Origin of the sequence: Enterobacter sp. WCHEn090032 (assembly GCF_003986875.1) — a bacterium.
GTDB lineage: Bacteria > Pseudomonadota > Gammaproteobacteria > Enterobacterales > Enterobacteriaceae > Enterobacter > Enterobacter sichuanensis.
Genome location: NZ_RXRN01000002.1, coordinates 233690 through 248123 on the forward strand (window position 1 = coordinate 233690; position 14434 = coordinate 248123).

General features: G+C 56.5%; 11 protein-coding genes. All 11 read right to left on the reverse strand.

The features are described 5' to 3' along the window. Nucleotides 1–11: 11 nt before the first annotated feature. The 11 genes from EKN83_RS02620 to pbpC all read right to left on the reverse strand — a co-directional run bounded on the left by EKN83_RS02620 (nt 12) and on the right by pbpC (nt 14434). On the reverse strand, nt 12–1046 hold the full coding sequence (locus EKN83_RS02620; RefSeq protein ID WP_126800282.1) for a Gfo/Idh/MocA family oxidoreductase: 1035 nt from the start codon (nt 1044–1046) through the stop codon (nt 12–14). A 59-nt stretch (nt 1047–1105) separates the two neighbouring features. Continuing rightward, entirely contained in the window at nt 1106–2650 is a 1545-nt protein-coding gene (locus tag EKN83_RS02625) for a peptide MFS transporter (RefSeq protein ID WP_025757694.1), read from the reverse strand. A gap of 300 nt (nt 2651–2950) precedes the next feature. Further along, nucleotides 2951–4426: a ribosome biogenesis GTPase Der gene (gene der, locus EKN83_RS02630; RefSeq protein ID WP_126800283.1), complete on the reverse strand. Its 1476-nt coding sequence runs from the start codon at nt 4424–4426 to the stop codon at nt 2951–2953. Between the two features lie 112 nt (nt 4427–4538). Then, nucleotides 4539–5717, reverse strand: a complete 1179-nt coding sequence (gene bamB / locus EKN83_RS02635) for an outer membrane protein assembly factor BamB (protein WP_025757693.1) — start codon at nt 5715–5717, stop codon at nt 4539–4541. Nucleotides 5718–5727: 10 nt separating this feature from the next. After that, entirely contained in the window at nt 5728–6348 is a 621-nt protein-coding gene (locus EKN83_RS02640; RefSeq protein ID WP_025757691.1) for a YfgM family protein, read from the reverse strand. Nucleotides 6349–6361: 13 nt separating this feature from the next. Continuing rightward, entirely contained in the window at nt 6362–7636 is a 1275-nt protein-coding gene (hisS, locus tag EKN83_RS02645) for a histidine--tRNA ligase (RefSeq protein ID WP_025757689.1), read from the reverse strand. 80 nt (nt 7637–7716) lie between these two features. Next, nucleotides 7717–8835, reverse strand: a complete 1119-nt coding sequence (ispG, locus tag EKN83_RS02650) for a flavodoxin-dependent (E)-4-hydroxy-3-methylbut-2-enyl-diphosphate synthase (RefSeq protein WP_025757688.1) — start codon at nt 8833–8835, stop codon at nt 7717–7719. Nucleotides 8836–8861: 26 nt separating this feature from the next. Beyond that, nucleotides 8862–9893 carry a cytoskeleton protein RodZ gene (gene rodZ, locus EKN83_RS02655; protein ID WP_025757687.1) on the reverse strand — a complete coding sequence of 344 codons (1032 nt, stop codon included), beginning with the start codon at nt 9891–9893 and terminating at the stop codon, nt 8862–8864. Nucleotides 9894–10185: 292 nt separating this feature from the next. Further along, the gene (locus EKN83_RS02660; protein WP_025757686.1) at nt 10186–11352 is read right to left on the reverse strand and encodes a bifunctional tRNA (adenosine(37)-C2)-methyltransferase TrmG/ribosomal RNA large subunit methyltransferase RlmN; all 1167 of its coding nucleotides are present in this window, start codon (nt 11350–11352) and stop codon (nt 10186–10188) included. Nucleotides 11353–11521: 169 nt separating this feature from the next. After that, entirely contained in the window at nt 11522–11953 is a 432-nt protein-coding gene (gene ndk, locus EKN83_RS02665; RefSeq protein WP_003860625.1) for a nucleoside-diphosphate kinase, read from the reverse strand. A 156-nt stretch (nt 11954–12109) separates the two neighbouring features. Further along, nucleotides 12110–14434, reverse strand: coding sequence for a peptidoglycan glycosyltransferase PbpC (gene pbpC, locus EKN83_RS02670; protein ID WP_126800303.1), 2325 nt, complete (start codon nt 14432–14434; stop codon nt 12110–12112).

Consider the following 14434-nt stretch of genomic DNA (forward strand, 5'->3'; position numbering starts at 1 on the left):
CCACGTCGCGGTCAGTGCGGGCCACGCAGCTGTTGCTGTAACGCCAGCAGCAGCTCCACTTCCGCTATCCTGCGGCGCGTCGTGCGGCTCACCTCGTGCGGATCCCGCTCAAACAGGCTTTTGGCACCCAGGATCTGCTCTGCAAGGCAGTGTTCGTAGATCGTGCCGGGAATTGTCCAGCATTGACGCGTCTCACCATCGATCACCTCCAGCACATCTTCACTGCCGCGCCGGTCATGACTGATGATGCGCCCGTCGCGCAGGCAGAGGCGTATCCCCTTTATCCCGCCCGCCGGTCCCGCATATTTGTTAAGCCAGATATCCACCGGCACGCCGCTGATACGCCCCTGAAGATGCGCCTCGCCTTCCGCCGTGGTCAGGTCGCCTTCTGCGATAGCGCGACCCAGGCGGTCTTTAGCCGTGACGATCCGCAGCGTCATATCGTCATTGCCGCCAAGATAGCGCACGGTTTCTCGCAGCATCGCCAGCACATGTGTACCAATATCCAGGATCACGCCGTCAGGGTGGCGAAGCGTGCGGGTATCCGGCTCGCCGGTGGCAAAGTTAAGCGCGATGGGTTCACCTGCGGCGTTATATCCACTCGGCTCCTGTAAATAACCGTCGATTTTGACGATGTCAGAGACGCTGCTTACCAGCGACCTTTTCACCGTTTCGAGGCGCGCCATCCAGTGGTCGAGCGCCAGCACGCGGGGCACCACGCCGGGGCGTGCCAGCAGCGCGTTGAGCTTTTCGATTTGTGAAAGCGTGGCGACAATCGGTTTTTCAATCACAATCCGCGCAACGGGCGAGGCAATGGCCTGCTCCAGCACCTCGAGGTGGTGCAGCGAAGCGGTGGTGATAAACAGAATATCAAGCGGTGCGGCAAGAAGCTCCGCAAGCGAGGCGCAGCGCGTGACGCCTTCAGGGTGCTTTGTGGGGAGAACATCAAACCCAAAACAGCGAACCGGGTGACCAAAAAGGTGACGCAACGCGGGGAGATATGCGGTTTCCACGACCGCGCCAAGACCAACAAATCCTAACTGCATAGTTTCACCTCGGGAAAAAGCATGCCGGGGCGTAACGCCAGCCCCGGCACGCTGAGGTGTTATGAGGCGTTAGCAGCCGGTTTAGTCTGCGCATTTTCCAGCATGCGGCGCACCGGAACAATGAGGACGATCAGTACCGCGGCACAAATCAGCAGCGCGATGGAGCAGCGCGCGAAGAGATCCGGGAGCATATCCAGCTGGTCGGCCTTCACGTGGCCGCCAATCAGGCCCGCCGCCAGGTTACCCAGCGCACTCGCGCAGAACCACAGCCCCATCATCTGGCCGCGCATTCTTTCAGGCGCCAGCAGCGTCATGGTCGCCAGACCAATCGGGCTCAGGCAGAGCTCACCCAGCGTCAGCATCAGAATGCTGCCCACCAGCCAGAACGGCGACACGCCCGCCCCGCCGCTGCTCAGCACGTTTTCGGCCGCCAGCATCATCAGGCCAAAGCCCGCCGCGGCACACAGGATGCCGATGACAAACTTGGTGATACTGCCCGGGCGAATGTTCATACTCGCCAGCTTCGGCCATGCCCAGCTGAACACCGGTGCCAGCAGAATAATAAACAGGGCGTTGATCGACTGGAACCACACCGCCGGAATTTCAAAATCACCGATCATGCGGTTAGTGTAGTCGTTGGCGAACAGGTTGAACGAGGTTGGCTTCTGTTCAAACGCGGACCAGAAGAACGCGGCCGAGATCAGCAGGATAAAGCAGACCAGCAGCCTGGCGCGCTCTTTGCGGTTCAGGCCTGCAAAAACAAACAGATAAATAAAATAGAGGGCAACGGATGCCGCGATGACGTAAACCAGCACGCTGGCTACCGCAACCGGGTTAATCACAATCACGCCTTGCGCAATCAGCGTCACGAGAACCGCAACACCTACCGCCAGGGCCAGCAGCCAGGCACCTACGCCGTTACGTTTCACGACCGGGCTGTTCCAGGTGGAATCCAGCCCGACTTCGCTGTCATAGCGTTTCATTGCCGGAACGGCAAATACGCGGAAGATAATCAGCGCGACCAGCATCCCGATACCGCCAATGCCAAAGCCCCAGTGCCAGCCGTGGGTTTTGATCAGCCAGCCGGAAATCAGCGGCGCGATGAACGACCCCATATTGATGCCCATATAGAACAGCGAGAAGCCGCCGTCACGACGCGCGTCGCCTTTTTTATACAGGGTACCGACCATCACCGAAATACAGGTTTTGAACAAGCCGGAACCGAGAACGATGAACATCAGGCCGATAAAGAACAGGTTATCGCCCATGATGGCCGACAGCGCAATCGACAGGTGACCGAGCGCAATCAGAATGGAACCGTACCAGACGGCTCTCTGCTGGCCGAGCCAGTTATCGGCCAGCCACCCACCCGGCAGCGCGGCCAGGTACATGGTACCGGCAAAGATCCCGACTATCGCCGAGGCGTTTTCACGCGCCAGCCCCATCCCGCCATCATAGACGGTGGCGGCCATAAACAGGATCAGTAACGGACGAATGCCGTAAAACGAGAAACGTTCCCACATCTCGGTGAAAAACAGCGAGCCGAGGGGATACGGATGGCCGAAGAACGTTCGGCTCTCTTTTTGATTAACAGAGGATTGCATAATTCTCCCGAAAGGTATGTCGTCGTGCTTGTAAACACCAGCAGGTACGCCGGCCAGTTACGTATCTGGCCGATTTTTTACCTGTGGCGAAAAGTTGGTTAACCATTTGATAACCAGGCGCTAGTTTTGTCTAGTACCAGACCCTGGACTTTAAGATGAAAATTCGACGATTGTCTACTTTCTTAGATTTAAACATGGTTAAAAGTGAATAGTGATTGACATCACACAGAGAAAACCGGCGGTATGATTGGGCAAAAAAAAGCCCGCGATAAACGCGGGCTTTCGTAAGTTCAGCAAAGTTTATTTGCTTTTCTTAATGTGCTTAATCAAACGCTTACGCTTACGCATCTGGTTTGGCGTCAGGGTGTTGCGCTTGTTGGCGAACGGGTTTTCCCCTTCCTTGAACTGGATACGGATAGGCGTGCCCATTACGTCCAGCGATTTACGGAAGTAGTTCATCAGATAGCGCTTGTAGGAATCCGGCAGGTCTTTCACCTGGTTGCCGTGAATCACCACGATTGGCGGGTTATAACCACCGGCGTGAGCATATTTCAGCTTCACGCGACGGCCGCGCACCAGTGGCGGCTGATGGTCTTCAGCAGCCATATTCATGATACGGGTCAGCATGGCGGTACTCTGACGACGGGTGGAGCTATCGTAGGCTTCACGCACGGACTCGAACAGATTACCCACACCGCTGCCGTGCAGCGCAGAGATGAAGTGTACGCGGGCAAAGTCGATAAAGCCCAGACGGAAGTCGAGGGTCTCTTTCACCTGCTCACGCACTTCATTGCTCAGGCCATCCCATTTGTTGACCACGATGACCAGTGAGCGCCCACTATTGAGGATAAAGCCGAGCAGAGAAAGGTCCTGATCGGAGATACCTTCGCGCGCATCAATGACCAGCAGCACCACGTTGGCATCTTCAATGGCCTGCAGGGTTTTGATAACGGAGAATTTTTCCACCACATCGGTGATTTTCCCGCGCTTACGCACCCCGGCGGTGTCGATGAGAACATATTCACGCTCATCGCGCTGCATCGGGATGTAAATACTGTCACGGGTGGTGCCCGGCATGTCGTAAACGACCACGCGCTCTTCACCCAGAATACGGTTAGTAAGTGTAGACTTACCTACGTTTGGACGACCGACGATGGCCAGCTTGATCGGCAGATCCTGCGGGTTGAAGTCCTCTTCAGGCTCTTCTTCTTCGCCCGCTTCGCCGTCTTCAAACTGCGCCCAGTATTCCGCGTCTTCGTCCACCTCTTCCGGCGGGTTAACTTCGTCAACCCACGGCAGCAGAACGGTTTCCAGCAGGCTGGTTACGCCGCGGCCATGCGATGCGGCAATCGGGTAGATCTCACCCAGACCCAGTGACCAGAAGTCAGCGATAGCCTGATCGGCATCGATACCGTCAGTTTTGTTCGCCACCAGGAAGGTCGGTTTTTCACGCGAACGCAGGTGTTTGGCGATAGCGGAGTCCGCCGGCATCAGGCCAGCGCGCGCGTCCACCATGAACAACACCACGTCGGCTTCTTCAATCGCCAGCAGCGACTGTTCCGCCATGCGGGTTTCTACGCCATCTTCCGTACCGTCAATACCACCGGTATCAATACAGATGAACTCGCGTCCTTCTACTTCTGCACGACCGTACTTACGGTCACGCGTCAGCCCCGGGAAATCCGCAACCAGCGCATCACGGGTGCGTGTTAAACGGTTAAAAAGAGTGGATTTTCCAACGTTAGGGCGCCCGACAAGCGCGACCACAGGTACCATGTTTGAAGCCTCATAAAATTCAAAATAACGTCGCTTTCGCAGCGTTTTTAAAAATGTCAAAACGGCTCCTGAGTGAACAGGAGCCGTTTAGTATACTACAACCGCCGGGTAATTAACGCGTGATCGCGTACAGCGTGCCGTCTTTTGCCTGAATCAGCAGTTTGCCGTCAGCCACAACCGGGTCGGTCAGGAAACCAGAGCTGTCGACTTTTTGCTGCGCAACAAAGCGGCCATTATCTGGATCGATCCAGTGCATATACCCTTCGCTGTCACCGACCACCAGGCTACCGTTGTACAGTGCCGGCGCAGTCAGCAGACGGTGCAGCAGATCGCTTTGCGTCCACAGCGTCACGCCGCCTTCGGTGCTCAGCGCCAGCAGGCGATCGTTCTGGTCAACCATATAGATGCGGTTACCGTCAACGATGAAATCATTCACCGAGCCCAGCTCACGTTTCCACATGATCTGGCCGCTGCGCAGATCCAGCGCGGTCAGGTTGCCGTTATAGGCCAGAGCGTACACCACACCGTTAACGATAACGGGCGTGGTGTCTACGTCGCTCAGACGGTCAATTTCCGTTGAGCCAGTGGCCTGGGAGATACGCTGCTGCCAGATCATCTGGCCCTGCTGCATCAGCACGGCGCTCACACGACCGTTGTCACCGCCCACAATGGCAGCACCAAATGCGGTAGCCGGTGCGGATTCACCGCGCAGGGAGAGCGCAGGCATATCCAGGTTAACGGTCCATTTCACCAGACCGTCCGCTTCGTTCAGCGCCTGCAGCTGGCCGTTGCTGGTATGAATCAGCACCAGGCCGTCGCTCACCACCGGACGAGACAGGGACTCACCCGCCACGGTCGTTTGCCAGGCGATGGAGCCGTCGCTACTGTTCAGGGCATAAACCTGTGCTTTTTCGCTGCCCACGTAAACGTGGCCACCGGCAACGGTCAGGCCGCCAGACAGCAGTGCAGGTTTACGGGAGAACCAGCCGTCTTTTTCCGCCAGGTTAACAGACCACACTTCTTTTCCATCATCGGCGTTCACCGCTTTCACGGTACCTTTGCGGTCAGCCGCATAGATTACGCTGTCGGCAAAAGCCGGATGCAGGTTGGAATAGAAGTCACCAATCCCATCGCCCACGGAGGTGCTCCATGCGGTGGAGGGAGTAAACTGGTTTTCAACCGTCGGCAGTGGGGACATTTTCACAACGTCTTCTTCGCCACTGAACAGTGAACAACCACTCAATAACGTAACAGAAAGCAGTCCTGGCAGAAGTAATTTACGCAATTGCATCGGGTCCCTCTCAGACGGACAAATTATTTATTTTCATCTGCATCATTTCGCTCAGCGCAGGTGATGCTTTGCTATCCACGCCAGCTTGCCACGCTTTACGCGCACCCGCTTTGTCACCTTTGCTCAGCAGTGCTTCACCGCGCAGATCGGCAACGATGGCAGCAAAACCTTCGCCTTTGATGGTATCGAGCGTTTTCAGCGCATCGTCAGCTTTTTTCTGCTGAACCTGAATACGTGCCAGGCGCAGGTTGATCACCGCTTTCAGGTTTTCATCGCTGGCCGCAGCGAGGCCCTGAGTCAGCTGAGCAGCGGCTTTATCCAGTTCGTTTTTATCAACGTACTGCTGAGCCACTTCCAGCGCAGCCAGTGCACCGTAGGTGTTTTTGTTGTCAGCGGCAAATTTTTCTGCCGCCGCCAGCGTTTGCGGCTGATCGGCACGAATGGCACTCACGGTATTTTCATAGGTCAGAGACGCGCCGCGCGCGGAATCCGCCTGATGATTGTTCCAGTAGCGCCAGCCAATCAAGGCACCCACACCTAAAATAACGCCAACCACCAGTGCTTTGCCGTTTTCAGCAAAGAAGCGTTTGATCGCGTCGACCTGATCGTGTTCGTTCTCGTAAATTTCCACGCAGTCCTTCTCCTTAGCCCAATAGAGTGCGCAAGTGCGCCGCAACGCCGTCCTGCGTTACCGTTGTCTGCTCACCAGAGCGCAGGTCTTTCACCACTACTTCGCCGTTAGCCACTTCGGACTCACCCAGCACCAGTGCAATACTTGCGCCCCACTTATCGGCACGAGCAAACTGTTTTTTGAAGTTGCCGCCGCCATGGTTGGTCATCAGCTTCACCGTCGGCAGCGCATCGCGCACGCGTTCGGCAAGCTGCATCGCCGCAGACTGCGTTTCCGCGCCTGAGGCTACCAGGTATATATCGACAACGGAATCTGCTTTAAATTCCGGATTAACTGCCTGAACCAGCAAAACAAGTCGCTCAAGGCCCATCGCGAAGCCAACCGCAGGCGCGGCGCGACCGCCAAGCTGCTCTACCAGACCGTCATAACGACCGCCTGCACACACGGTGCCCTGCGAGCCGAGGCTGGTGGTAACCCACTCAAACACGGTGCGGTTATAGTAGTCCAGACCGCGCACCAGACGCTGGTTCACGGTGTAGGCAATGCCCGCCGCTTCAAGCAGCTTGCACAGACCTGCGAAGTGTTCGCGAGATTCATCGTCCAGGTAGTCACCCAGCGCAGGCGCATCGTTCAGCAGCGCCTGGACATCTGCATTTTTTGAATCCAGTACGCGCAGCGGGTTGCTGTACATACGACGTTTGCAGTCTTCGTCCAGCTTATCTTTATGCTGCTCCAGGAACGCCACCAGCGCGTCACGGTAGTTAGCGCGCGCTTCCAGCGAACCGATAGAGTTCAGTTCAAGAGAAACGTGCTCAGAGATGCCCAGCGCACGCCACCAGCGGGCGGTCAGCATAATCAACTCGGCGTCGATGTCTGGCCCCTGCAGACCAAAGACTTCCACACCCAGCTGGTTGAACTGGCGATAACGACCTTTCTGAGGACGTTCGTGGCGGAACATCGGGCCGATATACCACAGGCGCTGCTCCTGATTGTACAGAAGACCATGTTCGATGCCGGCGCGTACGCAGCCCGCCGTACCTTCCGGACGCAGGGTCAGGCTGTCGCCGTTGCGGTCCTCAAAGGTGTACATCTCTTTTTCAACCACGTCGGTCACTTCACCGATCGCGCGTTTGAATAACGGGGTCTGCTCTACAATCGGCAAACGGATTTCGCTGTAACCGTAGCTGCCGAGCACCTGCTTCAGCGTGCCTTCAATGCGCTGCCAGATGGCGGTTTCGCCAGGCAGATAATCGTTCATGCCGCGGATGGCTTGAATGTTTTTTGCCACGTTTATTCTCTTTCTATATACAAAAAAAACCCAAAGAATGGGTTCAATCATACATGGGAAGCTCGCGGCTTCCCATCACGTTATTTTTCAACCTGCTGAACGCTGATACGCTGTGTCTCGTCCATCATGGCGGCTTTGGCACGGATACGGGCTTCAAGCTGGTCGATCATGTCACTATTATCCAGACGATCTTTACGAACGCCATCTTCATAGAGACCACTTTTCTTGTTACCGCCGGTAACGCCCAGGGTTGACACCAGTGCTTCACCCGGACCGTTCACCACGCAGCCGATAATCGAGACGTCCATCGGGGTGATAATATCTTCCAGACGTTGCTCCAGGGCATTCACCGTACCGATCACATCAAACTCCTGACGTGAGCAGGTTGGGCAGGCAATGAAGTTGATCCCGCGCGAGCGGATACGCAGTGATTTCAGGATATCGAAACCGACTTTGATCTCTTCAACCGGATCGGCCGCCAGCGACACGCGCAGGGTATCGCCGATCCCTTCGGAGAGCAGCAGCCCCAGACCGATCGCGGATTTTACAGAACCGCTACGCAGGCCACCCGCTTCGGTGATCCCGAGGTGCAGAGGCTGATCGATCTGTTTTGCCAGCAGACGGTAAGATTCCACCGCAAGGAAAACATCGGACGCTTTCACGCTGACTTTGAACTGATCAAAGTTAAGACGATCCAGATGATCAACGTGACGCATTGCGGATTCAAGCAACGCCTGCGGCGTAGGCTCACCGTATTTTTCCTGCAGATCTTTTTCCAGGGAACCGGCGTTGACGCCGATACGGATAGGAATATTTTTGTCACGGGCGCAGTCCACAACCATGCGGATACGCTCTTCGTTACCGATGTTGCCCGGGTTAATGCGCAGGCAGTCGACGCCGTATTCGGCCACTTTCAGTGCGATACGGTAGTCGAAGTGGATATCCGCGACCAGAGGAACGCTGACCTGCTGTTTGATCAGCTTGAATGCTTCGGCGGCATCCATGGTCGGGACGGAGACGCGAACGATGTCCGCGCCTACTCGCTCTAATGCTTTGATTTGATTGACCGTGGCTTCCACATCGGTGGTGCGCGTATTGGTCATCGACTGAACGGCGATAGGTGCCCCATCGCCGACTGGCACATTCCCAACGTAAATCCGTTTCGATTTTCTACGTTGAATCGGAGCCTGGTTATGCATGAAAAATCTCCCGCGTTGCCCGTCTGTTACTGTGCTGCTGATTGTTCGGCATTAACGGTAAGACGTGCAACCTGGTTAGTTCTGATAAAGCGGCTCAGGTCGACAGGTTTTCCTTGATACTGGATCTGTACCGCTGCCGGAGCGCCGATTTTAAGTTTATAAGGCGCCTGGCCGGTTAGGTTTAACGTGCCATCTTTACGCTGCAGGCCGCTGAACAACTTTTTACCTGTCGCGTCAGTCACTTCCAGCCAGCAGTCGGCGTTGAAGTTCATCACCAGTGCGTTGGGATCGGCTTCAGGAGTTGCAGTACCTGCCGGGTTGGTTGGCAGAGACGCTGCGGTATTGTCTGCAGGCTGCGTGGCCGCTGGCGCGTTTGCCGCAGTATCCACATTCGCCTGGGAAGGAGAGACCACCGTGTTTTGATCCTGAGCCTGAGGCGCAGCGGTGCTAGCCGTTGCCCCCGGAGCCGGTGCTGTACCGGTCGCCGGCGCGTCTGTTGCCGGGGTCTCTGTCGCGGCCGTCTGTGGCTCGCTGGAGGAGGCCGCGCCGTTGGTATTCAGCGGCACGTTCTGGGCGTTATCCGTTCCGGCCTGGTTGAGTTCGGCCGAGGATTGATCGGCCATCGTGGTAATCTCTTCCTGCTGTGCCTTATGGTTTTGCCACCACCAGGCACCGGTCAGACCGACCACCACAAACAGCACCAGCCAGGTAAAGCTCATCAGCCAGCCATCACGTTTTTTACGACGTTTCCCCAGGGAGAAGGTCTGCATCGGCGCAACTTTTGCTGCACGGACCGGTGCCTGCTTCTCCATCATGGGCAGTAATTCGTTTTCGGGGATGTGCACCAGTTTTGCGTAAGAGCGGATATAACCGCGCAGGAAGGTTGAAGCCAGATCGGCAGGCGCCTTATCTTCTTCAATATCGCGAACCGTGGAAACCTTCAGGCACAAGCGTTCCGCAACGGCTTGCTGGCTGAGTCCGAGTTGTTCACGGGCGTTGCGAAGACGAACGCCAGTGGAGAGTGCTTCATGTTGGTCGTGAGTGGCTTCAGTATTCATTCGCTACAACTACTGGTACGTGAAAAATAAGGGTTCAGGTGCCGGTGAGTCACAATGCCACCCGCACCGCGAAACTTCTGGTCAGTTAACCTTGAACAGACAGTATAAGACTGTCAGCCGGGAGATGACAGTACAGACTGCCCGAACGGCTAAACTGTTGTTACGTCGTTACATACTGCCCGAAAGTCGGATGAAACGCACCGTAATTATTATTCAGTCATCACGAATCTGACTGATTATTCAGTAAGATTATGCTTCACGGCGCAAATAATGCGCCGTGAGTGCATATTAATCAAACAGCTTTAACCGCGATGGCCTCACCCTGCATGCGTTTACGCAGGGTACGTTTGGTACGGTCAATCACATCACCTGCCAGCTGTCCGCATGCGGCATCAATGTCATCACCACGGGTTTTACGCACGATGGTGGTGAAACCATACTCCATCAGCACCTTGGAGAAGCGGTCGATACGGCTGTTCGAGCTACGGCCATACGGCGCGCCCGGGAACGGGTTCCAGGGGATCAGGTTGATTTTGCATGGCGTATCTTTCAGCAGCTCCGCCAGCTGGTGCGCATGCTCGGTACCGTCGTTGACGTGGTCAAGCATCACGTACTCGATGGTCACGCGGCCCTGATTGGCGTTGGATTTTTCCAGATAGCGACGCACGGCAGCGAGGAAGGTTTCGATATTGTACTTTTTGTTGATCGGCACAATTTCGTCACGAATTTCATCGTTTGGCGCGTGCAGGGAGATCGCCAGCGCAACGTCAATCATGTCGCCGAGCTTGTCCAGCGCAGGCACAACGCCTGAGGTAGAGAGCGTCACGCGGCGCTTGGACAGACCAAAACCGAAGTCATCCAGCATGATTTCCATTGCCGGCACCACGTTAGTCAGGTTCAGCAGCGGCTCACCCATCCCCATCATTACCACGTTGGTGATGGGACGCGTACCGGTCACTTTTGCCGCACCGACGATTTTCGCGGCACGCCAGACCTGGCCGATAATTTCTGATACGCGCAGGTTACGGTTAAAGCCTTGCTGCGCAGTTGAGCAGAATTTGCACTCCAGCGCACAGCCCACCTGAGAGGAGACGCACAGTGTGGCACGGTCTTCTTCCGGGATGTAGACGGTTTCAACGCGCTGATCGCCAACCGCAATCGCCCATTTGATGGTGCCATCGGCGGAGCGCTGCTCTTCCACCACTTCCGGCGCGCGAATTTCAGCCACTTCTTTGAGCTTATTACGCAGAGCCTTGTTGATGTCAGTCATGTCATCAAAATTGTCGCTGCAGTAATGGTACATCCACTTCATGACCTGATCGGCACGAAACGGCTTTTCGCCCATCTCTTTGAAGAACTCGCGCATCTGCTGACGGTTCAGATCCAGCAGGTTGATTTTTCCATTTTTATTGGGAACCGCAGGAATGGCGACTTCGGAGGTATTCACTAATTCAGACATAATATTTACCGGCCTCGTTGTTACACGTTATGGCCCATGGAGGGTTGAATAGAAACGCCCCGGAAAGCGGTCTGCTCGTCCGGGGCGTTGCATTGTACAAACTCTGACGCAGGGATGCCACGTCTGGACGTGGCATTTACGAAAATAATGTGTAAACGAAACCGTTAAATTAACGGGTACGTGGACACACTTCGCCTTCAGCGAAGAAGAAAGCGATTTCGCGCGCAGCAGATTCAACGGAGTCAGAACCGTGAGTACCGTTCTCGGTGAAGCTGTCAGCGTAGTCAGCGCGCAGGGTACCTGCCAGCGCGTTGTCCGGGTTGGTGGCACCCAGCAGGTCGCGGTGACGCTGTACTGCATTTTCGCCTTCCAGTACGGAAACCACGATTGGGCCAGAGGTCATGAACTCAACCAGGCCGTCAAAGAATGGGCGACCTTCGTGCTCAGCGTAGAAACCACGAGCCTGTTCAACGGTCAGGTGCAGCATTTTGGTGCCAACAATTTTGAACCCTGCTGATTCAAAGCGAGCGAAGATGCTGCCAATAACGTTTTTTGCCACCGCGTTTGGTTTGATGATGGAAAAAGTACGTTCAATAGCCATGATAACCTCTGTCAATGTTCTGTTGTTTTGCATACCTGAGTATGGTGTGGCGCGGATTATAATGAGCAATGCCGCCATTGCCTATGGATTCAGGTAACATTTTTTTAAAATAAGACGAGTTTCAGCAACAGCTCACCGCTGAAAGCTGTTTTTTTGTCACTGTAACGCGAAATTCACTGTCACAACCTGCCCGGTCTCATCCATAACGAGTAACTGATAATCGCCCGCTTTATCTAGTTGTAATGTGTAAACTTTCCCTTTCACATTCAGCGGTTCACCGTTCAAAAACCACCAGCGCTCGCCGCTAATGCCGGTCACCTGAAGCGGCAGCGAAACGCGGGATTCTCCCGGCAGGCGTTTAATCACGGCGCCTTCACGTATGCCGGTCAGAATGAGTGGCGCAGGCGCGTCCTGCGAGAGCGGCGGACAGTCTGGTGATGAGGGTGGGACGCGTACCGCACGACGCTCGTTTGCAGGCAGCCAGGGCTCCAGCGGCAGCGGCCAGACGTCAAGGTCTTTCTCTGTTGCATCCGGGCAATCTGCCGCCACACGTTTGCCCGTTTTATCCAGCCAGACCGGGAAACGAATCCCGCGAATGCCTTCCTGCTCCGGCAACAGCAGCGTGGGCGGCTCACTCCCCTCCAGCAGCCAGGTCGAGAGACGACGTCGACAGTTTTCACTGCCTTCCGGCAACGACTGACCGCCAGGCCAGCAAATCACGCCCCGCCCGACGCTTGCCGGACGCGGATCGCGCGGGAGGCGGGCTTCGTCGATCGTTGAACGTGACTGAAGCAGGTTATTCACCTGGTTTAACAGCGGCACGGCGCTGGCAAAACCAAACTGTCCCGCCACGGGCGTACCGTCCGGTCTTCCGGTCCAGATGCCTATCACGTAGCGGGCATTCAGACCGATGGCCCAGGCATCGCGGTAGCCGTAGCTGGTGCCCGTTTTCCAGGCCAGCGGCGCAACCTGCGGCAGCGCGTTATCCGGTAGCGGCTGCGCCTCGTTGGCCAGAATACGGCGAATAATCCACGCCGAGCCCGGAGACAGCAGCGGACGCTCAATGAGCGGATCGCCAGGCTGTAGCCGCAGCCTTCCCGCCTTACCGTGGCGGGCAAAGGCGCTGTAGGCCGCGGCGATATCGGCCAGCCGCGCGCCTGCCCCGCCGAGGATCAGGGACAGATTCGGCTGCGCCCCCGCGGGCAGGATCAGCGGCAAGCCTGCGTTACTGAGCATGCCGGTAAACCGTTTAGGCCCGTAGGCTTCCAGCACCTGCACAGCGGGCAGGTTGAGGGAGCGCACCAGCGCTTCGCTCATGCTGACCGGCCCGTGGAATCCGCTGTCAAAATTCCCCGGGCGATAATCGCCGGTTTTTCTTGGCACGTCTTGTAGCAACGAGGCGGGATGGATCAATCCCTCATCCAGCGCCATGCCGTAGATAAAGGGTTTTAACACCGATCCCGGAGATCGGATCGCATTGACCATATCCACGTGGCTAAAACGCGTGTCATCGTTAATATCCACCGACCCGACCCAGCCGCGCACTTTCATATCGGTATGATCCACGACGATCATCGCCAGCGAGCTGCGGGCCGGCAGGCGGGATTTCCAGTTCATCGCCAGCTCTTCCAGCTGCCGTTGCAAACCGGCATCCAGCGTGGTGACAATTTTCGTGTCGTGGCTTTTACTGAGCATCATGCGTGCAAAGAGCGGTGCCAGCTGCGGCATCTGCCGGGGCGCCAGCCATATCGACTCTTCACGGGATTCCTGGACCTGCTTTGCGGACCAGACGCCCTGCGTCGCCATGCGGTCGAGCACCTTATTGCGCGCCGCTTCAGCCCGTTCAGGCCAGCGGTCCGGGCGTAAACGGCTTGGTGCCTGAGGCAGCACCGCGAGCAGCGCCGCGTCGGAGTAGCTGAGCTGTGACGGGGGTTTTCCCAGATAGGTCCAGCTTGCCGCCCCCACGCCCTGCAGCGTGCCGCCAAACGGCGCACGGTTAAGATAGAGCGTGAGAATATCGCGCTTGGAAAGATGCCACTCCAGCTGCAACGCCCGCCAGAGCTGACGAATTTTGCCCCCCAGAGTCCGCGGATGCGGATCCAGCAACCGTGCCACCTGCATGGTGAGCGTACTGCCGCCAGAGACAACCTTTCCGGAAGTTAAATCCTGCCAGGCGGCGCGCAGAACAGAGAGCGGGTTGACGCCAGGATGATCCCAGAACCAGCGATCTTCGTACTGGATCAGCGCCTCAAGATAACGGGGGGAGACCTCTTCGATCGTCACCGGATAGCGCCAGATGCCGTCGCTATCGGCAAAACGCCAGAGTGGGGTGCCCTTCTCATCCACCACGACCCGGGCGGGGTTAACCTCTTTCAGAGGCAACGGCCACAGGCGGTCAGCAGACAGAATCAGCCCCCATAAAATGAGAAGCGCTCCCGCCAGCCACAGCCAGCGGGAGCGTATCAGACGAGCCATCAGCAT